This window comes from Yersinia sp. KBS0713 (genome assembly GCF_005937895.2).
GTDB lineage: Bacteria > Pseudomonadota > Gammaproteobacteria > Enterobacterales > Enterobacteriaceae > Yersinia > Yersinia bercovieri.
Window position 1 is genome coordinate 2,220,672 of sequence record NZ_CP042173.1, and the last position, 25,253, is coordinate 2,245,924.

Here is a 25,253-nt window from a genome sequence, read left to right on the forward strand (position 1 = left end):
ATAATGCGACACATATGCTGGACGGCTTGCTGTATCACGAATCAGAACTGTGCATCGAAGTACACTATACCGATACTCAGGGCGGATTGCTCTTTCGCTATAAGGCTCATATTCCCGTTAATTAATAATGACACTTTGCTGTCAAAAGTGTGCCTTTTTTATTGATGCTATATAATGTATGTTGTAACTAAAACCATCTTTATTAGAAAAGAAAATGAACAAATATGATTTGATAGAACGATTGAATAGTCGCTTTACCTCACTAGAGGTTGCCCTGCAACTCCTCCACCAGCAACTTAATGATTTACCTTTGCTTGCCGCGCGGGTCTTTTCGCTGCCGGAGATTGAAAAAGGCACTGAACATCAACCTATTGAGCAAATCTCGGTCACCGCGACTGTCGGTAATCAAGCCCGAGAGATGGGGTTACAACATTATCAGCGACTATTTATTCATCACCAAGGCCAAAATACCAGCAGCAAAGCCGCCCTGCGCCTGCCTGGTGTACTCTGCTTCTCAGTGACTGATAATCAATTGGTTGAATGCCAACATACCATTGGTGAAATTAATCAGCTAAAGAGTGAATTGGAACGCATCATCACCATTGAGTCCGGGCTACCCAGTGAGCAGCGCTTCGAATTTGTGCATACCCACTTGCATGGTCTGATTACCCTGAATAGCTATCGCACCATTACGCCGCTACTGAACCCAAGCTCGGTACGCTTTGGCTGGGCGAACAAACATATTATCAAGAGTGTTACCCGCGAAGAGATATTGGCGCAGCTAAATAAAAGCCTGAATGCGGGGCGCGCGGTTCCGCCCTTTACCCGTGAGCAGTGGGTTGAGTCAATTAGTATGGAGATCAATGATATTCAGCGCCTGCCTGAAAAAACCAAGCTGAAGATTAAGCGGCCCGTCAAAGTGCAGCCGATTGCCCGCGTCTGGTATCAGGAGCAGCAAAAACAGGTGCAACACCCCTGCCCTATGCCACTGATTGCATTTTGTCAGGCGCAATCAGTGGCTGAATTACCTAAGCTAGGTGAGTTAACCGACTACGATGTACGCCACATCAAACATAAATATAAGCCCGACGCCAAGCCGTTACGGCTGCTGGTGCCGAGATTACATCTATATATTGAAGAGAAGAGATGACATAAAAAACGCCGGAAAACAGATCCTCTGCTAACTATCACTCAGCAGAGGATGACTTCATGCTACCCACCATCTCTTCCGGCTTAACCCACTCATCAAACTGCTCACGGGTCAAATAACCTAACTTCAGCGCGGCCGCTTTTAGTGTTAGCCCCTCTTTATGGGCTTTTTTAGCAATCTCCGCCGCTTGGTCATAACCAATATGGGTATTTAGCGCGGTGACTAACATCAGTGACTCATTTAATAGCTGCGTGATGCGATCACGATTTGGCTCAATACCCACGGCACAGTGTTGATTAAAGCCACGCATCCCATCGGCCAGTAAGCGAATTGATTGCAGGAAGTTATGGATAACCAGCGGACGGAACACATTCAGCTCAAAATTACCGGATGCCCCACCAATATTGACCGCCACATCATTCCCCATCACCTGTGCGCACAGCATGGTCATAGCTTCACATTGTGTCGGATTCACTTTACCCGGCATGATGGAGCTGCCCGGTTCATTCTCCGGAATAGAGATTTCACCGATCCCGCAACGAGGGCCAGAGGATAACCAGCGCACATCATTGGCAATCTTCATCAACGACGCCGCCAACCCTTTCAATGCACCATGACCATGTACCAGTGCGTCACAAGTAGCTAATGACTCAAATTTATTTGGCGCAGTGATAAAGGGTTGATGTGTCAGGGCGGCAATCTCATTGGCAACACGTACCGCATACTCTGGATGTGTGTTCAGGCCGGTGCCGACAGCCGTCCCCCCAAGCGCCAGCTCACACAGATGGGGGATCACGGCTTCAATATGCTGTCGGCTGTGGGATAACATCGCCACCCAGCCCGAAATCTCCTGCCCCAGTGTCAATGGGGTGGCATCTTGCAGATGGGTACGGCCAATCTTCACAATATCGCGATAGGCGGCGGCTTTTTCCGCCAGCGTGTGGTGCAAAACCTGCAATTCAGGCAGCAGACTCTCTTTTAATCCTATCACCGCCGCGACATGCATTGCCGTCGGGAAGACATCATTTGAACTTTGACTTTTATTAACATCATCATTGGGATGCACCAGGCGGTTATTTCCCCGCTCACCACCCAATAGCTCACTGGCGCGGTTAGCCAGCACCTCATTCATATTCATATTAGTCTGGGTACCAGAGCCGGTCTGCCAGATAGATAGCGGGAATTCACTCGCGTGGCGGTCGGCCAGCACTTCATCGGCCGCGCGCATAATGGCCTCCGCGCGGTCGGCAGGTAACAATCCCAGAGCCCTATTAACCTTCGCCGCCGCCCGTTTGGTGAGCGCCAGAGCATGGATCAATGCCGTCGGCATTCTCTCTTGCGAAATGCGGAAATGTTCTAACGAGCGTTGGGTTTGTGCGCCCCACAACTGCTCTGCTGGCACCTCGATCGGCCCCATGGAGTCTTTTTCACTACGAGTGGTCATCATCACTACCTCCTTAGCATGTAAAACGAAAAGGTTGAAGTCGGTCATACCGCCTCCCGGACTGTATGAGCACTATCATGGCATATTTATCGCCACCGTTATGCGATTGATTCCTATTTCTCTCATTCATTGTGCCAACCTGCGAGACGGATAGCATTACTACTTGCAACCCCTTGCCCCCCATTGTTTACTAAGGGACTATTTTTCCCCTGGGCGCGGGGATTGATCAGCTTCTCATCCCCCTACAATAGGGTTAATACAGTATGGTTGATGGGGCTATCCCCAATTGCGGCCCTTAACAGACGGCAGATCATCGATATGCAAAAAATGAAGAATGCAGTACAAAACTATGCCTGGGGCAGTACAGATGCCCTTACCGAGCTTTATGGCATGGTAAATCCGCAGGGCAAACCCATGGCTGAACTGTGGATGGGCGCACACCCCAAGAGCAGTTCTGAAGTGGCTGATGCCAATGGCCAATGGCACTCATTGCGTGAGGTGATCGCGCAACATCCTGAGGCTAATCTGGGGCGCGAGGTGTTCAAGCGCTTTGGTGAGTTGCCCTTCCTGTTTAAAGTGCTCTGTGCGGCTCAACCGTTATCCATCCAGGTTCACCCGAGCAAAGCCGCCGCCGAAATTGGCTTTGCTAAAGAGAATCAGGCCGGAATTCCGCTGGATGCCGCCGAACGAAATTATAAAGATGCAAACCATAAGCCTGAGTTGGTCTATGCCCTGACACCTTTTCAGGCCATGAATGGTTTCCGCACGTTGGCGGATATTCAGGGCTTGCTCCAGCCGCTGGCAGCCGCCCACCCTGATATTGCCGCCTTTTTGCGCGAGCCGGATACTGAGCATCTCGCCACCCTCTTTGCCAGCTTACTGAGTATGGCTGGTGAACCGAAAACCCGCGCCCTTGCCATCCTGAAAGCGGCATTAAATAACCAGTTGGGTGAGCCATGGGACACCATTCGCAGCATTTCGCGCTTCTACCCTGATGATAGCGGTTTGTTCTCCCCACTGCTGCTGAACGTGGTCACTTTACAGCCTGGTGAAGCGATGTTTCTGTATGCCGAAACACCCCACGCCTATCTGGAGGGTGTGGCGTTGGAGGTGATGGCGAACTCGGATAACGTATTACGCGCGGGGCTGACACCTAAGTTTATCGATATCCCTGAGTTAATGGCTAATCTGCAATTTATCCCAAAATCGGCGGATACTCTGCTCACCACACCCCAGCAGCATGGTAACGAGTTGCTCTTTCCGATCCCGGTTGAAGATTTCGCCTTTTCTCTGCATACATTAACCCCTGAAGCTCAGACGTTGGCGCAAAACAGTGCGGCTATTGTATTCTGTGTGCAGGGTCAAGCCGTACTGCAAAAACAGCAACAGCAGATCACCCTGCAACCGGGTGAGTCCTGCTTTATACCGGCTAACGAATCACCGGTAACTGTACATGGAATAGGCGCCATTGCTCGGGTTTACAACGTAGAGTGAACAAAGTCACTCATTTTGTTGTCAATAACTGGCTTTTTGCCGTTTCGATAGATAGATTTCGAACTCGCGTTAAATAGTTATCGTATCAATAATATTTGTGCATGGTGAGTTTGACCTATATTTATCTTTGGTGATATTTAACGAGTAACTCATTACCGTGATCAACACAGTGAACTTGGTGTATTAGAAAAAGGATGAACCGAACAATGAAAAAATCGTTAGTGGCTGTCAGCGTCATAGTCGTACTTGGCGCAGCATGGACTGGAGCCTCATGGTATACCGGCAAACTGATTGAGCAGCGTATGGGTGAACTGGTTAACAACGCCAACGGACAGATCCGTACCTTGCTGCCAAAAGCTGGGGTGAAACTCGCGTATAAAGATTACCAGCGTGGCCTGTTCACCAGCCAGGTTCGTTATGTGTTGCAAGCAGATAGCAGCGTCGCGGGCGAAAAAGCGTTAAAAGAGGGGGATGAAGTCGCCTTTATCGAAACTATCGATCACGGCCCATTCCCGTTAGCGCAATTGAAGAAATTCAATCTGCTCCCGAGCATGGCTTCGGTGCATACCGAGCTTGCTAATACCCCGGCGCTGAAAAAACTGTTTGAAGTCACCAAGGGTCAATCGCCGTTTACTGCGGATTCACGCATCTCATACGGCGGTGATACCTCTTCTGCTATTACCTTTATTCCCATTGATTATCAGCAAAATACCACCAGCGTGAAATTCTCTGGTGCCCAGTTTGATGCTGATGTCTCCCGTGATTTGCACAATGTGAAGGTGAGCGGTAACAGCGAAAATATCCTCTTCTCAACTAAAAATCAGTGGGATCAGATCGAGCAATTTAGCGTCCAGGGCCTGACACTGAAAAGTGATAGCCAGATGGGTAAGTTTGATCTCAGCATTGGTGACCAGCAAGTTGGCATTAAGCAGATCAGTTTTAGTCTTGATGGTAAAGAGACCGCGACACTGGTTGGCTTTAACCTGAATACCCAATTAGGCGAAACCGATAAAGAGTTGAACGGTAAGCTGACCTACACATTGGATGCCCTTAAAATTCAGGGCAGTGATTTTGGTGCCGGTAAACTGGCCTTCACCTTCGACCGTCTGGATGGTCAAAGCCTGAAGCAGTTCACTAACGCCTACAATCAGCAAGCGCTGAAAGCCGTTCAAGCTGGTGAGAATCTTGATGCTGAAGCTTATCAGCAAGAGATGGCCGAAATGTTGATAGCTAAACTCCCTGCTCTGCTGAAAGGCAGCCCAACATTCAGCATTGCACCGCTGAGCTGGAAAAATGCTAAAGGGGAGAGTACCTTTACCCTGAGTGTTGATCTGACTGATCCGTCACAAGCTAAAGCTGGTAGCGAACCCCTGTTAGCGCAGTCGGTGAAGAAAGTCGATGCAACACTGACTATCCCAATGCCAATGGCGATCGAACTGACCACTCAAGCCGCCAAGTTGCAAGGCTACAGTCCAGAAGAGGCGCAAAAATTGGCACAGCAGCAGGTTCAAGGCGTTGCTGCTATGGGCCAAATGTTTAAGCTGACCACCACTAAAGATGATGTTATCAGCAGCAGCATTCACTTTGCTGATAACCAGGTTGATTTGAATGGTCAGAAAATGTCACTGCCAGAGTTTGTTGGCCTGTTCGGTATGTTCGGCGGTGCACCGGCTGAAGAGGAGAGTGGTGATGAGCCGACAGATGCTCCAGCGCCAGCAGCACCTGAGCCAGCGGTACCGGCCCAGTAAGTCTCTTAGTTTGTGCACAAAACGGGGCCTAATAGCTCCGTTTCAGACTGCTGACAAATGATAAGCGGGGAAATGTGCCGAATGGGTCGTAACGGCGTGAGCCGTCGGAGCGCCCATCGGTGCAGTCGCCCCGCCAGTTTCGGAGTGACAAAATAGGTGTGTCAACAACCTCAGGAGCCTGATGGCTCCGTTTTTTACCCTCCCGTATTAATTAAGCCTCGCCGAATGACCATTGCCCCAACGAACCACTTTCAGGCCGATCCTCGGCGGATCAACATCGGCGGTAATATCACATTTTGCAGTTGGAGATCGACCCCCGCAATACGCTGGAGCAACCGTTGCCCGGCGCTGTAGCCTATCTCTCGGGCGGAACTGGTAATAAAAGTGAGTGGCGGCTCAGTCAGTTCCGCTTCCGGCACATCGCCAAAACCGATCAATGCCACTTGCTGATCGAGATAGCTGTCCACCCCGGCACTGCCAATGGTTCTGCCAGTGCGCAAAATACCAAAATAGGCCCCGAGCGCAACTGACGCCTGATGGCAAACAAGGGCACTCACATTGGGATGATGGCGCAATAGTGTTTCTGCTGCGTCAGCGGCAGCTTGCTGCTGGCTATCACACTCCACCACCCATTCGGAGCGAAATGGCAGTCCATACTGCACCAGAGTGGCACAAAAGCCCCCTAATCGCTCGGCCCTTGTTAATGAGTGCGAATGGCCCCCCAGATAGGCAATCTGCCGATGGCCGCGATCAATTAGAAACTCGGTCGCCATTTTAGCCGCCTGCATGTTGTCCGGGCGCACCACATCGACCCCCTCCAGTACATTCGAACGAGCCGCGCAAATCAACGGGATATCGTGCTCGGCGGCCCGCTCCTGTAGCCCCATCTCCCTTTTAGCCCCGCCACCCAGCACCAGCCCGTCGACCCCTTGATCAATCAAGGTTTCGAAACAGCGCAACAACCCCTGACCTTCCCGACCACTTTGCGTCAGAAATAGCAGTTTCCCCCCCGCCTCAATCGCCTCACTCAAACCGGCGGTCATGGCGGCATAAAAAGGATCGCCAATATCGCGCACAATCAGACCAATCACGCCAGACTCGCCACCGCGCAGTTGCGCCGCCTGACGATTACGCACATAACCTAGCTGTTCGATTGCCTGATTGACCCGCTCGGCGGTTGCCGCAGAGATACGCCCCTTGCCACTGATAGCCAACGACACCGTCGCCACTGAAACCCCGGCCAATTTAGCCACGTCCGTAATGGTGATTTTTTTAATGGTCATACCGCAGAATAGGCCAAGTTAAACGTTTAATCCGATGATTTACTCTAATACATAAACAGGATCGATAATTGTGATTTGGCGCTCATATTATCGGGGTTAAACGTTTTATCTTATTTTACCTCCAGACCGGGAGACGAAAACATCGCCACTATCCGCGGTGTCAACAACAGGAGCCACTATGTCAGCGGTAAAAAAACAAAAAATCACGCTGTGGGAATTTTTCCAAAGTTTAGGGAAAACCTTCATGCTGCCCGTCGCCTTGCTCTCCTTCTGTGGGATCATGCTGGGTATCGGCAGCTCCCTTAGCAGTAAAGATGTTATCACCCTACTGCCGTTTATTGGCCACCCCGCTTTCCAGCTACTCTTTACCTGGATGAGTAAAGTGGGTTCATTTGCTTTTAGCTTCTTACCGGTGATGTTTGCTATCGCCATCCCATTGGGAATGGCGCGCGAAAACAAAGGGGTGGCGGCATTTTCCGGTTTCGTTGGCTTTGCGGTGCTAAATCTGGCAACCAACTTTTACCTCACCACCAGCGGCGTGTTACCCACCACCGACTCATTGGTACTGAAAACCCATAACATTCAGAATATATTAGGTATTCAGTCCATCGACACCGGTATTTTGGGTGCGGTGATTGTCGGGGTTATTGTTTACTTACTCCATGAACGCTTCAATACCATTCGCCTGCCTGATGCACTCGCCTTCTTTGGTGGTACCCGTTTTGTCCCTATCGTAACCACCGTGGTGCTGGGGCTGGTCGGCTTATTGATCCCGCTGATCTGGCCCTGGTTTGCCGCCGGTATTAATGGATTGGGCCGATTGATTAACGGTGCCGGCATGTTCGGGCCAATGATTTTCGGCAGCGGCGAGCGTTTATTGCTGCCCTTCGGCCTACACCATATATTGGTCGCACTGATTCGTTTCACTGAAGCAGGCGGCACCATGGATGTTTGTGGTCATAGTGTCAGTGGCGCGCTGACCATCTTCCAGGCGCAACTCTCTTGCCCCACCACCAGCGGTTTCTCTGAGAGTGCAACGCGCTTCCTGTCGCAGGGCAAAATGCCCGCCTTCCTCGGCGGTCTGCCGGGTGCAGCACTGGCAATGTACCACTGTGCCAAACCTGAAAATCGTCATAAAATTAAAGGGTTGCTAATTTCTGGCGTAGTGGCCTGTGTGGTTGGCGGCACCACCGAACCGATTGAGTTCCTGTTCCTGTTTGTGGCCCCTTTCCTGTATCTGATCCATGCGATCCTGACCGGTTTGGGCTTTACCGTCATGGCGCTGCTAGGGGTGACTATTGGCAATACCGACGGCAATATCATTGATTTCGTGGTGTTTGGTATTCTGCACGGTACGGCGACCAAGTGGTATTGGGTGCCGGTGGTCGCGGGGATCTGGTTTGTTGCCTACTATATGATCTTCCGCTTTGCCATTCAGCACTTCAATATCAAAACCCCAGGGCGCGAGAACGAAACCGCCGCCAGCCTCAATGCCGAAAAAACCGCCAGTAGCACCATTCCCGGCAAATCCGGCTACAACTCCCCTGCTATCTTAACGGCTCTGGGGGGAGCGGATAATATTGTCTCGTTGGATAACTGCATTACCCGCTTGCGGATGTCACTCAAGGATATGAATTTGGTGGATAAAGCGGCATTGAAAGCCAACCGCGCAATCGGCGTTATCCAATTGAATGACCATAATCTGCAAGTCGTTATTGGCCCGCAGGTGCAATCGGTGAAAGATGAATTAGACTCACTGATAAGCCATAGTCAATTTGCCACGCCTTAAAGTGCGGTTACCTAACTACTGATAGACCCAAGGCTTTTAGGGTTGCCGCAGATAACCCGGCAACCCTAAATAGCGCGGCTCTATCCCATAAGCGAGATACTCATGTTCGATTTCTCCACCCCCGTCGATCGTCACGGCACCTGGTGCACCCAGTGGGACTATATTGCTGACCGTTTTGGCGCCGCAGACCTGCTACCATTCACTATTTCAGATATGGATTTCCCCACCGCGCCGGTGATCCTGCAAGCACTCAATCAGCGCATTGAGCATGGCGTTTTGGGCTATAGCCGCTGGCAGCATGAGGATTTTCTCGGCGCGATCCGCCACTGGTATCAAACGCGTTTTCAGTGCCACATTGATACCTCCATGGCGGTCTACGGCCCCTCGGTCATCTATATGGTGGCCCAGCTGATTCGCTGCTGGTCAGCGCCCGGCGACTTTGTTGTCACTCACACCCCAGCTTATGATGCCTTTTATAAAGTGATCCTCGGTAATCAGCGCCAGTTGCTCAGTTGCCCGCTACATAACGTGGATAACCAGTGGCAATGTGATATGGCACATCTCGAAGCGCTGCTGGCACGGCCGCAGACCAAAATATTATTGCTGTGCAGCCCACATAACCCGACGGGCAAAGTCTGGTCGCCCGCAGAGCTGGCACAGATGGCCGAGCTATGTGAGCGCCATCAGGTGAAAGTGATTAGCGATGAAATTCATATGGATATGACCTGGGGCAATCAGCAACATACACCATGGAGCCAGGTGGGCCATACCCCTTGGGCTTTACTCACCTCCGGCTCCAAGACATTCAATATTCCCGCCTTAACCGGCGCATACGGTTTGATCAGCGATACTGACACCCGCGAGACCTATAGCCAGATGTTGAAAGGCCGTGATGGCTTATCTTCCCCTGCGGTACTGGCTATCGTGGCACATATTGCCGCTTATCAACAAGCCGCCCCCTGGTTAGACGAACTGCGCAGTTACCTGCAAGCCAATCTGGCTTATGTGGCGCAGCGGTTGAATGGCGCGTTCCCAAGCTTAAACTGGCAGCCACCACAAGCCACCTACTTAGCATGGATAGATTTACGCCCCCTGAATATTGATGACCATCAATTGCAGGAAGTGCTGATCGAGCGAGAGAAAGTCGCCATTATGCCGGGTTTCACCTATGGCGAAGAGGGTCGTGGCTTCCTGCGGCTCAATGTCGGCTGCGCCCGCAGTAAGCTGGTGGCGGGTATGGATAAGCTAATTAGTGGCATTCAGTTTTTACAGAGAGAATAGCAGCATTCCGTCGGATATAACTGTTTGTGCACCAGTTGAATAAATATAAAATGTGACTTCTCTCTTGGAGGACTCACATTTATTTATAGGAAACAAGGATTGGTGCCTAGAATAGATACTATGGATTTTATAACTGCAAGTTATGGTCATTTCAATTTTCATCGCCGCGATTTTTCGATTGATGATCATGATTTTATTATTATTTTCTCAGAAGTTATCATGTTAGAGAGTGGAGGAACCTCTAATTTATCTAATGACGACGTCGGATTTATAATTCCTGAAAATACTTATGAAGTGAAATTTGATCGGGCAGAAAATTTTCGTAATGAACTCTATTTCGAATTACCTGCCGCAAATTACAGTAAATTTGACTATCAAAGTCTAATGCGATTAGGAAATGCATTAAATATTATCATTACCAGTCACTATAATAAGTTCAAACCTCAGGTCTACTTATCTGTTGCCGTTAATACAAGACTAAAACTGTTCTATGACCGATTATGTGAAAAACAGAACTTCGACATTCCCGTGGAAATCAAAATAGATATTGGTGAAGGAGGAAGAGGATATGCCATCAAAACACCTCGATTTTATGATACTGCAACGTAAGAGAGAAGCCATGAAGCGCGCCAAAGCCGCTTTTACCGCTGCTGAAAAAAATGGCACGCTAAAGGTGGTCAGAGTCACTATTCCACCACAATGAATCTTATTTTCAGGCACCACTCAGTGAATGAGTGGTGCAAAATATGAGTGTCGCCCTCTGTTATTCATCACTAAAGGTGACTTTAGTCACCTTTTAATGCAACGTGCTGGATATTTTCATTAATTTGTTTTTATAATGTTCTGCACTTTACCCACAAGAATCACCTTCTGATAAAAGTGAGTGCACAATATGATTGATCCCCGCCTTCCCCTGACTGACATTCATCGCCATCTTGATGGCAATATCCGTGCGCAAACTATTCTGGATTTGGGCCGTCAGTTTAACCTGTCGCTACCTGCTGATGAAATCAACGCCCTGCGCCCTCATGTGCAGATCACCAAAACGGAACCTGATCTGGTGAGTTTTTTGCAAAAACTGGATTGGGGAGTCGCGGTTTTAGGCTCGCTTGATGCTTGCCGTCGTGTGGCTTATGAGAACGTCGAAGATGCCGCCAACGCCGGTCTACACTATGCCGAGCTGCGCTTCTCGCCCTTTTATATGGCCATGAAGCATCAGTTGCCAGTTGCCGGGGTGGTTGAAGCGGTGATTGATGGCATCACCTCCGGCTGTCGTGATTTTGATATTGATATTCGCCTGATTGGCATTCTAAGCCGTACCTTCGGTGAGCAGGCATGTCAGCAAGAGCTTGATGGCTTGTTAGCCCATCGCGACGCTATTACCGCCCTGGATCTGGCCGGTGATGAGCTGGGCTTCCCTGGTGGCCTGTTTCGCAGCCACTTCAACTGCGCGCGAGATGCGGGTTGGCGTATTACCGTCCATGCCGGTGAAGCCGCCGGTCCAGAGAGCATCTGGCAGGCGATCCGTGAGTTAGGGGCGGAACGTATCGGTCATGGTGTTAAAGCGGTGGAAGATATCAAGCTGATGGATTATCTGGCTGAGCACCGCATCGGTATTGAGTCCTGCCTGACATCTAACATCCAGACCAGCACAGTGGCGACACTGGCAACACATCCTTTGGCGACCTTCTTGCGCCACGGTGTGATTGCATCAATCAATACCGATGATCCAGCGGTTCAAGGTATCGAGATTGCCAATGAATACCATGTTGCAGCCCCTGCGGCGGGTCTAACGCCATCAGAGATTCGTCAGGCACAGGAGAATGGCCTGACCATGGCCTTTATCAGCGAAACTGAGAAACAGGCGCTGCGCGATAAAATTCGGGAGTGAAACGAAACGCCAGACGAGTGACAAACCTCAACCACTCGACCTCAGCTGGTGAGGTCGGGCAGAAGAGTAAAGCGTACGCGCCAGGGATGGCGCGGTTCGAGCCTACAGGGACGTTTATTTTTACAAAGGGAATACGGCGTCTTTACGATCTGTCGGTTCTCTCCGCGGTGAGTATTTTGTCAATAATCTCACGCCGCTATTCCATGGAAGGACGGGCGTGTTATCAATGAGTTAGCTATTTGGTTTCCGCACGACTCGTTGCGGCCTGCAACTCTGTCGCCTGCTCTTTTTCAGCACTCTCTCTGGCGACCCGTTTGGCGTAACGCTGCGCCAATACGGCACAAACCATCAATTGAACCTGATGGAATATCATCAGCGGCAATACCATAACTCCCACCACAGCGGCCGGGAACAGCACATTGGCCATTGGAATACCATTAGCCAGACTTTTCTTCGAGCCACAGAACACAATGGTAATTTCATCGGCGGTATTGAAACCGAGCCAACGCGCAGCCAGGGTATTGACCACCAATACTACCGTCAGCAGCACCATCGAACAGACCAATATTGCCAACAGCGACCAACCATCAATTTGATGCCAAATCCCCTGAACCACTGCCTCGCTAAAGGCCACGTAGACCACCAATAAAATCGATGACCGGTCAGTGATATTAACCAGTTTTTTATGGCGTTCGACCCATTTGGCAATCAGCGGACGTGAGAGATGGCCGACAATGAATGGCACCATCAGTTGCATGATGATTGAGCCGATAGCGTGCAAAGTATCGGTATCACCGCCCTGAGTCTGCATCAACATGCCCACCAGAATCGGTGACAGGAACACGCCAAGGATGCTAGACGCCGAGGCGCTACAGATAGCCGCCGCCACATTACCCCCCGCCACCGAGGTATAGGCGATGGCGGATTGCACGGTGGCGGGCAAGGCACACAGATAGAGGAAGCCGAGATACAGCGTCGGGGTTAATACGCCGGGAACCAGCACATTCATGCCCAAACCGAGCAGTGGGAATAGCGCAAAGGTACTGAGGAACACCAGCAGATGCAGCTTCCAGTGGCCCATGCCGCTGACTATTGCCGCGCGGGATAACTTGGCACCGTGCATAAAGAACAACAGGGCAATTGCTGCGGTGGTCAGGTGCTCAAACCACACTTTAACTTCCCCTTCGCACGGGAAGATTGACGCGATAATGACCACTAAAATCAGCACTAATAAGAACTTATCTATCTTTAATCGTTGCAGCCATGACATGCCAAGATATTCCCCAAACAAAAACGCTGGGCTATGTTGCCGCCCAGCGAGAGTCAAAACTCAGTTTGCCGATGAAACCGGCAGCGCTTTTTTCTGTTGATCAGAGGCCATACCCAGCTCAATCAACTCCATCACTTTAATCGCTTCGCTGGCCGGCACTGGATTCGGCGCGCTGCCCAAAATGGCATCACGAACCCCCGCATAATAAGCGGGATAATTACCCGGCAGTGTCAGCAGTGGTTTCTCCGCCAGAATACCATCATGTGACAGTGTCACTACGCCATCACGCATATCATAGCCCCAATCAGCCTGCGGTAGACGCTCACCCGCTTTTAGCCGATCTTCTTGTGGGTCGAGACCAAACTTAATGTAGCTACCCTGCATACCGTGAACGATATAGCGCGCGGTTTCTGCGGCGGCGAGCACCGTGCCATGTAGTACCACCCGTTGATCGGGGTAGCTGAGAATCGCATGAAAATAGTCAACCGACTGCGCACCGGGGCGCAACATGCCCAAATCGACATTCAGCGTCTCTGGCAGCCCAAACAGTTGCAGTGCCTGATCCAGTAGATGTGGCCCTAAATCGTACCAGATGCCGCTGCCGGCACCGGCCTGCTCCCGCCAGCGTTGGCGGATCTCAGGGCGATAGCGGTCAAAATGAGACTCAAAATAGACCACTTTGCCCAGCGCGCCTTCGGCCAGCAACGTTTTTAGCGTCAGGAAATCACTGTCCCAGCGGCGATTGTGAAACACGGAGAGCAGTAAACCGGCCTCATCGGCCTGTCGTTTCAGTTCATTCGCTTGTGACAGTGTCACGGTAAACGGCTTATCGACCACCACATGTTTGCCCGCGGCCAGTGCTTTTTGTGCCAGCGGGAAGTGGGTGTCATTGGGGGTAGGAATAACAATCAGGTCGATGGCAGGATCATCAAATAGCGCTTGTGGCTCTGACACCACGGTCATGGCGGGCCAGTCGGCGTGAACTTTACTGGCATCACTGCTGGACACACCAGCCAGTTCTAGTCCCGGTGTGCCCATAATCAGCGGCGCATGGAAGGTTTTACTGGCGTAGCCGTAGCCCAGTAGACCCACTTTTATTTTTTCGGCCATGGTATTCCCTCTTACTCAGGAGATTTCATTATTTGATATCACTCGTTTAACCGATTTGACACCATGATGATTCCCGCGACAAGAGGTAATTTTTTGCTTAACGTCACCGGCGGGCTTAAACCTGCACCATGGCCTCGCCACTATCCCGCCATTCTGGCTGACGCAAACTACGTTGCGGGTAGTTGGTTTCAAGGCTGCGACGCCTGAAATCACTGGGGCTGACCCCCACGCGCTTGCGGAAAACGCGGGAGAAATAGAGTTGATCGTCATACCCCACCACCCGACCAATAGTGGCAATCGGCTCTTGCGTGGTTTGCAGTAATAACTTGGCACGGATCACCCGCTGATCTTCACGCCAGCGCAGGATATTGATCCCCACCTGCTCGCGGAACAGGTGCGCCAGTCGCGACGGCGAGAGGCAGACATGCCGTGCTACCTCGTCAATGCGCAACTCACCGGCCAGATTGCCGGTAATAAACTGACATGCCTCAATGACACGTGGGTCCATAATACGTTGCGGGCTAAGGGGATCTTCCTCCATTGCCCGGAGCAACAGGCGCTCGAGCAAATTCATGCCCAGCTCTTCACCAAAACGTCGGCCCGATTTTTGCGTCTGTTCGATATTGGCAAACAGGCGGTCAAACTCCAGCAGCAAGTTATTGTTTGGTAATGATAAGCGCCCGACTTCATGGGTTTTACTGTGCCACTCCAACCAGTCAGCCCAATACGCCCGTGGCCGGAAGTAGACCCAGCGGTGATACCAACAGTCGCTATTGGGCGAGCGGCCATAATAGTGCGCGGCCTTAGGGGGAAAGAGCAGCAAGTCACCGGGGTTGCTGTAAAAGGTATTTTCGCCGTCAAAAATTTTACCCTGCCCCTTGATGGTCAGGTTGAGAATATACCCTTTCATGCCACCCGGTCGGTCGATAAAGAAATCGAGTGGTCCATCTGCCAGAATCGGGGTTAATCCCGCCACCAGATAGGCGTTAAAGGTGTAGCCTGGTAGCAGTGGATTGGGTTGCGGTTCCTGAACCATTCGATGGTACATTTAGCCTCCTTGGAGTCCTGCGCTGGTTTTTGCTCAACAAATTCACTCTGCCTATTTCAGTTTATCGGACGGATTTAACGCCGCCCGATAGTGATGACAGAAGTGTGAGCCAGATGGAATTTTTATGGATTTTTCTGCCATCAGGCGATTTATACCGTCCGTTTAGCCAGCTGTTTGTAACGGTCGAAGATCACCGCCGCCAGCAGGATCAAGCCACGCACCACATATTGCGAGAAGGGCGAGATGTTTAGCAGGTTCATGGCGTTTTCCACGGTCCCCAGAATCAGGATACCGGCGATGACGTAAGAGATTTTACCAATCCCGCCTTTCAGTGAGACCCCACCCAGCACACAGGCAGAAATCACAATCAGCTCATAGCCAATCGAGGTCATCGGCTGACCGCTGGTCATGCGTGAGGCCAAAATAATCCCTGCCGCCGCCGAGACTAACCCCGATAACACAAAGATAATGATTTTGGTGCGCACCACCGGAACACCCGCCAGCCGGGCGGCATCTTCGTTGCCACCAATCGCCAGGGTATTGCGGCCAAAAGTGGTTTTGTTCAGCAGAAAACCAAACAGCGCCAGACAGGCAATGGTTATCCAGATTGGCGCGGGTAAGCCGAGCCAGTTGGTGTAACCGAGGGCGAAGAATCGTTCGTCTTCGATACCCACCGCTTTACCATCAGAGATGATGTAGGCCAGACCACGGACAATTTGCATGGTGGCCAGTGTGGTGATGAGGGCGTTGATCTTCAGGCGGGCAATCACAAAGCCGTTAATCAATCCGCACAGTGCCCCCAGTAGCAGACCCGCCCCCACCCCCAGCCACAGGCTTTCGGTCATATTGATCACCACCGCAGTGGTGACACCGGCGCAGGCAATCACCGAGGCGACTGATAAGTCAAAATCGCCGGAGGCCAGACAAAATAACATGCCACACGCCACCATCCCCGACATCGAGATAGCCAGCCCCAGCCCTTTCATATTGATGAAGGAGCCAAAGTTAGGCACAAATATCACGCAACCAATAAAGACCACGGCGAACACCACCAGCATACCGTAGCTATCCCAGATGCGAGATAAGCCGAATCCGCCTTTGATCGGCGCATCCTGTGGTGGCTGTGACTGATTTGATGCCGGACTCTTCTTCTCAGAACTCAAAGTAACGCTGGACATGGTTCACTCCTTTACAATCAGGCAACCGCAGGCGCGGCATCAGTAGCAATATTCGGGGTACGTAGCATCGCCAAACTTAACGCTTGCTCTTCAGTGGCATAACCGTGCTCTAACTCACCGGAGATAGCCCCTTCACGCATCACCACAATCCGGTCCGCCAAGCCGAGCACTTCTGGCAGATCACTGGAGGCAAACAGCACGGCAATGCCCTGCTTCGCCAGCTGATAAATGACGTTATAGATCTCATGTTTAGCTCCGACGTCAATACCGCGCGTCGGCTCATCCAGCAAAATCACTTTCATATCTTCGGATAGCCAGCGGCCTAATATCGCTTTTTGCTGGTTACCGCCGGACAGATTCATAATTAGCTGTTGGGCGCCGGGTGTTTTGATATTCAGCGATTCAATGCGTAATGCCGCATTCTCCCGCTCCCAGCGGTTATTAATCAGGCAGCCTGCGGTCACTGTTTTGCGGCGGGCGCTAATATTGATATTGTCCTGCACCGAATGGACCGGAATGATGCCGTCAGCTTTGCGGTCTTCAGGGCAGAGCATGATACCGGCGGTGATGGCGTCAATCGGTGAGCGGATCTTCAGCGGTTTACCATCCAGCAAAATCTGTCCGCTGGTCAATGTGGTGCCGCCAAATACCCCTTTGAGTAATTCGCTGCGACCGGCACCGACCAGGCCAAACAGGCCGACAATCTCCCCTTGATGCACACTCAGTGTGATAGGTGTTTTCACCCCAATGGCTTTTACCGCTTGTAGTGTTAGGCGCTCAGGGCCGAGTTCACGTGGTTGATAGCCATAGATATCCCCCAGATTACGCCCGACCATCGCCTGCACCAGTGAGTCGTTATTCACCTGGCTCATATCATCAAAGGTGCGCACATAGCGGCCATCTTTGAACACGGTAATCGCATCGCTGAGTGCAAAAATCTCCTCCATCCGGTGCGAGACATACAAAATGACCCGCCCTTCGGCGCGTAACTCGCGGATCACCCGAAACAGTTGTTCGATTTCACGGGCAGAGAGTGAGCTGGTTGGCTCATCGAAAGCGATGATTTTGGCATTGCGCGCCAGTGCTTTGGCAATTTCCACCATCTGCCATTGGCCGATGGAGAGATATTTCAGTGGGGTGTCGGGATCAATCTCCAGCCCCAGATGTGCTAGCTGCAAACTGGATTCATAACGCAGCAACTTACGATCAACCATGCCCATCTTGGTAGGCAATTGGCCTAGATAGATATTCTCTGCCACTGTCATCTCGGGAACCAAATGCAGCTCCTGATAGATAATGGCGACCCCCGCGTCGAGCGCTTCGGTGGTATTGGTAAAATTAACCGCCTGGCCTTTGATGTGGATTTCGCCCTGCGTTGGCCTGTAGTTACCACTGAGAATTTTCAGCAGGGTCGATTTTCCCGCCCCATTCTCCCCCATCAGGGCGTGGATCTGGCCCGCCTGGCAGGTAAAACTAATATCATCCAGCGCTTGAACACCGGGAAAACTTTTTCCGATGCCACAAAAAGCCAGATAAGGTGACTGCCCGGCTTCCAGCTCAGCTTGTAACGCAGAATGGAGTGCTGACATGATGGCTTCCTTATAAAGTTGGGTAGCACTGCCCTCCGAATGGCGGGGTGAATTGGGGCAAGCCGCAGCCTGCCCCCAGTGCGCCATAGCGCCTAACGGAATTACATCAAGCCCTTTTTCTCTAACTCGGTTTTGAAGTTATCGCGGGTGATCAGCACCACATCAGTCACTTCAGTAAATTTCGCCGGTTCAACATCTTTGGTCACCCAGTCATGCAGCATCTGGATGCTCTTATAGCCATGGATATCCGGGCTAGGTAACAAGGAGCCATAGAAGCCCGTCGCCTGACCTTTGGAGAGTTCGCTAACCGCATCCACCCCGTTGATACCAATACCGATCACATTCGGCGCTTTAAAGCCCTGACCTTCAGTGGCGCGCACCCCACCCAGCACTGTGTTGTCGTTCATGCCGACGATCAGCCAGTTTTTCACTTCAGGATGCTGCACGAGCATCGAGTTGGCGGCATCGAATGCGCCGGGGATATCATTGGATTTAGTGGGAACTTTATAGATCTGTTTCTCTGGGAAGCCCGCCGCTTTCAGTGCATCCATGGAGCCACTGGTGCGGCGGCGTGCGGTGTCCAGCTCATCGGAGGTGATCGCCATCACTGCCGTTTCCCCCGGCTGCCAGCCACGATTGTTCATCTCTTTCCACAACTCCTGGCCCTGACGCTCACCAATTTTGGTCGCCGCCATCATCACCAATGGCACACTCTCCATCGGCTTACCTTTGGCATTCACGAATTGATCGTCAACCGCAATCACTTTCAGGTTATAGCTGCGGGCCTTGGCCTCAATGGCTGGCCCCAATTTCGGGTCTGGCGTACAGATAACGAAGCCTTTCGCGCCACTGGCCGCCAGACTGTCGATGGCATTCAGCGTCTTCTCACCATCAGGCACGGCAATTTTTATCACTTCGAAGCCTAAATCCTTGCCCGCTTTATCAGCGAATTTCCATTCGGTCTGGAACCATGGCTCTTCAGGCTGCTTGACCAAAAAGCCTAACTTCATGCTCTCGGCAATAGCTGAATGTGACATAACGGCCGCTAACCCAACCACTGCCAGCGCCTTAGTTAATTTATGCATAGTGTTCTCCGGACTGTTTTTGTAGGAAGAGATGTTTTTTGTCTGTTTTTTCGTCAACCACTCAAATCGCACGATTTTTAGTGGAAACGTTATCAATACTGTTTTTCAGCTCCAGTGCGGCTAGATGCGCTATTTAAAGCCACCTAACTTCAGCACACCCGGTAAGACGTTGACAGTTTTAGCCTGAATTATGCTTTGGAATGTAGAGCGCTATCACATCCAGAGATTACAGTTTGATTATCCATATATTCAGCAAATTTAACCTCTCTCTAACTTTTGACTGACATCACAAAAACGCTGTAGGAAGCAGAAAAGTACATACTTCCAGCTATCTACTCCTCACCGCTTGCCACGACTCACTCCTATCTTGGATAGCAATAAATCGGCTATTGCCAATCAACCCTTATGTTCTGCAATCGTTAGGAGCAACCACTTATGACAGGCGACGTTATAGCGGCAGAGAGTGCCATCCCGGCGAATAAGGCCATCTCCCTTGGGCTGGATTTTGGCAGCGACTCCGTCCGGGTATTGGCGGTTGATTGTCAGCATGGCACCGAGATCGATACCGAAGTGGTCTACTATCCACGTTGGCAGCAAGGTCTTTACTGTCAGGCGGCCAACAATCAGTTTCGCCATCACCCACTCGACTATATAGAAGCGATGGAGCAGGCTATCCGTCAACTGGTGGGCCGTCTCAGTGCCGAACAGCGCCAGCAAATTGTGGCTATCGGGGTCGACACCACCGGCTCGACACCCGCCCCGATTGATGCCCAAGGGCAGGTCCTGGCGCTACGCCCTGAATTTACCGACAACCCAAACGCCATGTTTGTGCTGTGGAAAGATCATACCGCGATCGAAGAGGCCGAGGAGATCAACCGCTTATGCCGCAGCGGTGAGTTCACTGACTACTCACGTTATATCGGCGGCGTATACTCCTCCGAGTGGTTCTGGGCAAAAATCCTGCATGTGACCCGCGCAGATGCGGCGGTGCGTAATGCCGCGGTCTCCTGGATTGAGTTGTGCGACTGGGTGCCAGCGCTGCTATCGGGCACCACGGCACCAGCAGCTATTCAACGGGGCCGGTGCAGTGCCGGACACAAAAGTTTGTGGCATCCATCCTGGGGCGGCTTACCGCCACGGGAATTTTTGGCCGCACTGGACGCCACTCTGGTTAATGACCTCGATTGCCCTCTGTTTACCGAGACCTATACTGCCGAGCGCCCGGTGGGGTTGATTACCGCGCAGTGGGCTGAACGTCTGGGGCTACCGGCTACAGTGATCCTCGCGGGTGGCGCATTCGACTGCCATATGGGTGCCGTCGGTGCAGGTGCTCAGCCTTATACATTGGTCAAAGTGATTGGCACCTCCACCTGCGATATCTTGATTGCCGATGAAAAGTTGGTGGGTGAGCGCGCCATTGCCAGTATTTGTGGTCAAGTTGACGGCAGTGTGCTGCCCGGCTGGATTGGGATGGAGGCGGGTCAATCCGCCTTTGGTGATATGTATGCCTGGTTCAGCCGCTTGCTGAGTTGGCCGCTACATCAAGCCGCTTTAGCGCAGCCCGAGCTGCAACCGCAACTCAAACAGATTGAATCTACCCTGCTCGCCTCATTAACGGCGGCGTGGGCGAAAAATCCCTCCCTTGATCATCTACCGGTCGTGCTCGATTGGTTTAATGGCCGCCGCACCCCCAATGCCAATCAGCGGCTAAAAGGGGTGATTACCGATCTGAATCTCGGCACCGATGCTCCGACCCTGTTTGGTGGCTTTATTGCCGCCACGGCGTTTGGCGCACGGGCCATTATGGAGTGTTTTGAACAGCAGGATATTCCGGTGGAGAGTGTGCTGGCGCTAGGGGGTATCGCCCGCAAATCACCGGTTATCATGCAGGTGTGTGCCGATGTGATGAACCGCCCGTTACAGATAGTGGCCTCGGATCAGTGTTGTGCGCTGGGGGCGGCGATTTTTGCCGCCGTGGCGGCCGGCGTTTTTGCTGATGTCCCCACGGCGCAGCGCCATATGGCCTGCAAAATTGAACGGACTTTGACCCCCAATGCCGAGCAAGTTGCACGCTATCAGCAGCTCTATCAGCGCTATCAACAGTGGTGTTTATCAGCAGAACCACACTACGCCCCCGTCAGCGAGGCTATGCACTGATCTTAATGGTTAGCCTGATTTATAACTGCATATTATTTGCACCCTATTTATTAATTGGAGCATCAGATGGACGTATTCAAACAATCAGAAGTGTGGTTCGTCATCGGCAGCCAGAATCTGTATGGCCCTAAAACCCTGCAACAAGTGATGGATAATGCCCATCAGGTGGTCAACAGCCTCAACAGCGAAGCGGGTTTACCCATCAAGCTGGTACTAAAACCTTTGGTCACCACGCCGGATGAAATTACCGCCCTGTGCCGTGAGGCAAATTACGAGACTGCCTGTATCGGGGTAATGACCTGGCTGCACACCTTCTCTCCGGCCAAAATGTGGATTGGTGGCCTGACAATTCTGAACAAGCCGTTGCTGCAATTCCACACCCAGTTTAATGCGCAAATTCCGTGGGAAACCATGGATATGGACTTTATGAACCTCAACCAGACCGCCCACGGTGGCCGTGAGTTTGGTTTTATCGGCGCACGTATGCGCCAGCAACACAGTGTGATCACTGGCCACTGGCAGGATAAAGCAGCACATCAGCGTATTGCTCAGTGGATGCGCGTGGCCGCCGCCAAACAGGAGAGCCAACAGCTGAAGGTGGCGCGTTTTGGCGACAATATGCGCGAAGTGGCCGTGACCGATGGCGACAAAGTGGCGGCCCAAATCCAGTTTGGCTACTCGGTTAACGCCTATGGTATTGGCGATCTGGTCACGATAGTGGATGCCGTCAGCCAGGGCGATATTGCGACTCTGGTGGAGGAGTATGAAGCCACCTACCGCTTGACTGATGCGGTGAAACTTAATGGCAATAAACGCGAAAACTTGCTGGATGCCGCGCGCATTGAGTTAGGCATGAAACGTTTTCTCGAGCAAGGCGGCTTTAAAGCCTTTACCACCAATTTTGAAAACCTGTATGGCCTGAAGCAGCTACCGGGCTTGGCGGTGCAGCGCCTAATGCAACAAGGTTACGGCTTTGGTGGCGAAGGTGACTGGAAAACCGCAGCACTGCTGCGCATTCTGAAAGTGATGGGCACCGGCCTGAAAGGCGGCACCTCATTTATGGAGGATTACACCTATAACTTCCAGCCGGGTAATGATCTGGTAGTCGGCTCCCATATGTTGGAAGTGTGCCCCTCGATTGCCAAAGAGCAGCAACCGCTGTTAGACGTCCAACATCTGGGTATCGGCGGTAAAGCCGATCCGGCGCGCTTGATCTTCTCGACGCCAGCAGGCCCCGCGCTGAATGCCAGCTTGATTGATATGGGGGATCGTTTCCGCCTACTGGTCAATGTGGTTGATACCGTTGAGCAGCCGCACCCCCTGCCAAAACTGCCAGTGGCACGGGCTATCTGGCAGGCACAGCCCTCACTGGCCACCGCCGCCGAAGCCTGGATCATCGCCGGTGGCGCGCACCATACGGTATTCTCGCAAGCCATCGGGGTTGATGAGTTACGTCTGTATGCTGAGATGCACGGCATTGAGTTCCTGCTGATCGACAACCACACCACACTGCCAGCATTCAAAAATGAGATCCGCTGGAACGAGGTCTATTTCCACCTCAATCGCTAAGTGAATCGGTCACTCAAGGGCTTATCCCCCTGAGTGACCGGATCAATTACCCGGTTTGTAGCCGCCACAAGCGGGCATAAACCCCCGCCTGCTCCACCAGCGCCTGATGGCTGCCTTGCTCCAGTATTTGCCCCTCTTTTATCACCAAAATGCGGTGACATTGGCGCAGTGTGTTCAGCCGATGGGCAATACAGATCACCGTGCGATTGCGGATGATCTCCGGCATCTGGCGCATAATGGCGGCCTCTGACTCATAATCCAGCGCACTGGTGGCCTCATCAAGGATCAGAATTTTAGGGTCTGCCATCAGCGCCCTTGCCAGCGCTACCCGCTGCCGCTGCCCACCCGATAACATGCAGCCCCGCTCCCCAACCGGCGTTTGATAGCCCTTCGGTAGCGACATAATAAAATCATGCGCCCCCGCCTGGCGGGCAATATGCTCCACCTGAGCCTCATCCGCTGTTGGCCGACACTGGCAAATGTTGTCCCTAATAGTGCCGGAGAACAACACGCTATCTTGCAAAACCACACTCATTTGACGGCGTAACGTGGTGGCATCCGTAATGGCCAAATCCTGCCCATCCACCAGAATCTGCCCATGCTGGGGGATATAGAGCCGCTGGAGTAGTTTGGTCAAGGTCGATTTGCCACAGCCGGATGGCCCGGTAATGCCGATAAATTCGCCACCGGCAATCTCCAGATTGAGATTTTGTAACACTTCGGCGGTGTCGGGACGATAGCGAAAACGCACCTGTTTAAAGCTCAAACTCCCGCTCCGCTCACTCCCTGACGACAGCCCGGCACTTCCCGGCTCAGTCGGATAATCCAAAATAGTGCCAATACGTCTCAGCGCCACTTGGGTGTGCTGGAAATCTTGCCATATCTGCGCCAGACGCAAGATAGGTTGAGTGACGTAACCTGAAAATAGGGTAAAGGCGATAAATTGCCCCGGGCTGAGATCCCCCAGCAACACGAGCTTCACCCCATACCACAGCAAGATCGCGGAGGTGACTTTATTGATCAGCATAATGCCCTGCTCAGCAATATTTGCCGTGCGCGCGCAGGCAAATGACGCCCGCACATAGCCCGCTAATGATTGCCGCCAGCCGCGATTAAACTGACGCTCTGTCGCCGAGGTTTTGATGGTCTCCAGCCCGCTGATGGCCTCGGTCAAAAAGGCAGTATTCTGCGCACTGGCCTCATATTGCCGCTCCACCCGCTTACGTAATACGCCGCCCACCGCCCACCAAAACAGCAGATAGCACACCAACGAAAACAGCACTATCCATGTCAATTGGCTGCTATAGCAGAACATCACCGCGATAAAGGTGCCGACGAAAATGAGATCCAGCAGCATCGTCAGTGCAGATCCGGTCAGAAAGCTGCGAATTTGCTCCATTTCGCGAACTTTGGCGATGGTTTGCCCAGTTTGTTGCGCCGAAAAGTAGCCCAGCGGTAACCCCAATAGGTGGCGATAGAGGCGGGTGTTTAGCTCTGCCCCGACACGACTGGAGAGATGGGAGAACAGCCAACCGCGCAAGAAGGTGTAGCATGGCTCGGCAATTGCCAGCGCAATCATGGCACTGCCCAACACCATCAGGCTGCCGACGCCCCGGCTGACCAACACTTTGTCGATCACGGTTTCAAACAGCATGGGTGTCACCAACAAAATGCTCTGTAGCAGCAACGACACCAAAATAATGTTACGCAACTGGTGGCGATATTTGGCAATCACCGGGATAAACCAGCTAAAACCAAAGGCGGCTCTCTTCTGCGCCTGCTGCTCAGCTTTCGCCAGTAGGATAGCCTCACCAGACCACAAACGGCTAAGTTCCTGCTGGCTGATCTGCTGCTGTTGACCATTAGCGGCACAATAGATCACCGCCCCCTGCTCATTCAGCGCCAGCAGTACATACCACTGCGGGCCATCACTGAACAGGATAGGCAGCGCCAAATTGCCCAGTCGCTCAAGTTGTTGATACACCTTTCTGGCGCGTAAACCAATCCAGCCGGCACAGCGGCACAGCGCGATGCTATCTATTTTATCCGGTGTTAAGCCCAGTTGATGGGCTAATTGTGATGGCTCGACGGCCAGATCAAAGCAGGCGGCGGCACGGGCTAAGGCCGTCAGTGGCTGAATAAGCTCAGTTGAGGTTGCATTCGTCAT

Annotated in this window: 19 protein-coding genes and 1 pseudogene; 11 read left to right on the top strand and 9 right to left on the bottom strand. The window is 52.1% G+C overall.

The features are described from left to right. Positions 1–2: 2 nt before the first annotated feature. Both FFE93_RS21940 and tus read left to right on the top strand, forming a co-directional pair. Positions 3–83: pseudogene (locus FFE93_RS21940) on the top strand (Tn3 family transposase); the annotation flags it as partial. Between the two features lie 131 nt (positions 84–214). After that, positions 215–1,150 carry a DNA replication terminus site-binding protein gene (gene tus / locus FFE93_RS10380; protein WP_005279012.1) on the top strand — a complete coding sequence of 312 codons (936 nt, stop codon included), beginning with the start codon at positions 215–217 and terminating at the stop codon, positions 1,148–1,150. A 37-nt stretch (positions 1,151–1,187) separates the two neighbouring features. Here tus and fumC read toward each other — a convergent pair whose 3' ends face one another. Further along, positions 1,188–2,597, bottom strand: a complete 1,410-nt coding sequence (gene fumC / locus FFE93_RS10385) for a class II fumarate hydratase (RefSeq protein WP_032898903.1) — start codon at positions 2,595–2,597, stop codon at positions 1,188–1,190. 315 nt (positions 2,598–2,912) lie between these two features. Between fumC and manA the strand changes: the two genes are divergently transcribed. Both manA and FFE93_RS10395 read left to right on the top strand, forming a co-directional pair. After that, complete coding sequence (gene manA / locus FFE93_RS10390) at positions 2,913–4,088, top strand: mannose-6-phosphate isomerase (RefSeq protein WP_032898902.1); 1,176 nt, start codon at positions 2,913–2,915, stop codon at positions 4,086–4,088. Between the two features lie 206 nt (positions 4,089–4,294). Beyond that, positions 4,295–5,836, top strand: a complete 1,542-nt coding sequence (locus tag FFE93_RS10395; RefSeq protein ID WP_049600391.1) for a YdgA family protein — start codon at positions 4,295–4,297, stop codon at positions 5,834–5,836. Between the two features lie 251 nt (positions 5,837–6,087). On the opposite strand, the gene malI is transcribed toward FFE93_RS10395, so the two are convergent. Beyond that, positions 6,088–7,119: a Mal regulon transcriptional regulator MalI gene (malI, locus tag FFE93_RS10405; RefSeq protein WP_005277633.1), complete on the bottom strand. Its 1,032-nt coding sequence runs from the start codon at positions 7,117–7,119 to the stop codon at positions 6,088–6,090. A 178-nt stretch (positions 7,120–7,297) separates the two neighbouring features. Here malI and malX point away from each other — a divergent pair, with 178 nt between their 5' ends. The 5 genes from malX (at position 7,298) to add (ending at position 12,080) form a co-directional block, all read left to right on the top strand. Further along, on the top strand, positions 7,298–8,908 hold the full coding sequence (malX, locus tag FFE93_RS10410) for a maltose/glucose-specific PTS transporter subunit IIBC (protein ID WP_049600394.1): 1,611 nt from the start codon (positions 7,298–7,300) through the stop codon (positions 8,906–8,908). 102 nt (positions 8,909–9,010) lie between these two features. Then, positions 9,011–10,189: a MalY/PatB family protein gene (locus FFE93_RS10415; RefSeq protein ID WP_138775108.1), complete on the top strand. Its 1,179-nt coding sequence runs from the start codon at positions 9,011–9,013 to the stop codon at positions 10,187–10,189. Between the two features lie 120 nt (positions 10,190–10,309). Next, the gene (locus tag FFE93_RS10420) at positions 10,310–10,798 is read left to right on the top strand and encodes a hypothetical protein (protein ID WP_005277638.1); all 489 of its coding nucleotides are present in this window, start codon (positions 10,310–10,312) and stop codon (positions 10,796–10,798) included. Then, the gene (locus FFE93_RS21720; protein ID WP_257210077.1) at positions 10,758–10,892 is read left to right on the top strand and encodes a hypothetical protein; all 135 of its coding nucleotides are present in this window, start codon (positions 10,758–10,760) and stop codon (positions 10,890–10,892) included. The genes FFE93_RS10420 and FFE93_RS21720 overlap by 41 nt, the downstream gene beginning before the upstream one ends. Positions 10,893–11,081: 189 nt before the next feature. Then, entirely contained in the window at positions 11,082–12,080 is a 999-nt protein-coding gene (gene add, locus FFE93_RS10425; protein ID WP_138775109.1) for an adenosine deaminase, read from the top strand. Positions 12,081–12,315: 235 nt separating this feature from the next. Here the strand turns inward: add and FFE93_RS10430 are convergent, their stop codons facing one another. From FFE93_RS10430 to FFE93_RS10455, 6 genes are all read right to left on the bottom strand, one after another. Beyond that, positions 12,316–13,350 (bottom strand): bile acid:sodium symporter family protein, encoded by a 1,035-nt coding sequence (locus tag FFE93_RS10430; RefSeq protein WP_049600401.1) that lies wholly within the window; start codon positions 13,348–13,350, stop codon positions 12,316–12,318. A 60-nt stretch (positions 13,351–13,410) separates the two neighbouring features. Further along, positions 13,411–14,460: an oxidoreductase gene (locus tag FFE93_RS10435; protein WP_005277645.1), complete on the bottom strand. Its 1,050-nt coding sequence runs from the start codon at positions 14,458–14,460 to the stop codon at positions 13,411–13,413. A 115-nt stretch (positions 14,461–14,575) separates the two neighbouring features. Beyond that, a complete protein-coding gene (gene araC / locus FFE93_RS10440) occupies positions 14,576–15,508 on the bottom strand; it encodes an arabinose operon transcriptional regulator AraC (RefSeq protein ID WP_032898596.1) in 933 nt (310 codons plus the stop codon). A gap of 149 nt (positions 15,509–15,657) precedes the next feature. After that, positions 15,658–16,686: an L-arabinose ABC transporter permease AraH gene (gene araH / locus FFE93_RS10445; RefSeq protein WP_005277649.1), complete on the bottom strand. Its 1,029-nt coding sequence runs from the start codon at positions 16,684–16,686 to the stop codon at positions 15,658–15,660. 17 nt (positions 16,687–16,703) lie between these two features. Beyond that, on the bottom strand, positions 16,704–18,275 hold the full coding sequence (gene araG / locus FFE93_RS10450; RefSeq protein ID WP_057646639.1) for an L-arabinose ABC transporter ATP-binding protein AraG: 1,572 nt from the start codon (positions 18,273–18,275) through the stop codon (positions 16,704–16,706). A gap of 101 nt (positions 18,276–18,376) precedes the next feature. After that, entirely contained in the window at positions 18,377–19,360 is a 984-nt protein-coding gene (locus tag FFE93_RS10455) for an arabinose ABC transporter substrate-binding protein (protein ID WP_004715863.1), read from the bottom strand. Positions 19,361–19,795: 435 nt separating this feature from the next. Between FFE93_RS10455 and FFE93_RS10460 the strand changes: the two genes are divergently transcribed. Continuing rightward, positions 19,796–21,517, top strand: a complete 1,722-nt coding sequence (locus FFE93_RS10460) for a ribulokinase (RefSeq protein WP_138775110.1) — start codon at positions 19,796–19,798, stop codon at positions 21,515–21,517. Between the two features lie 66 nt (positions 21,518–21,583). After that, positions 21,584–23,086, top strand: a complete 1,503-nt coding sequence (gene araA / locus FFE93_RS10465; protein ID WP_138775111.1) for an L-arabinose isomerase — start codon at positions 21,584–21,586, stop codon at positions 23,084–23,086. 46 nt (positions 23,087–23,132) lie between these two features. Here araA and FFE93_RS10470 read toward each other — a convergent pair whose 3' ends face one another. Beyond that, a complete protein-coding gene (locus tag FFE93_RS10470; RefSeq protein WP_138775112.1) occupies positions 23,133–25,253 on the bottom strand; it encodes a type I secretion system permease/ATPase in 2,121 nt (706 codons plus the stop codon).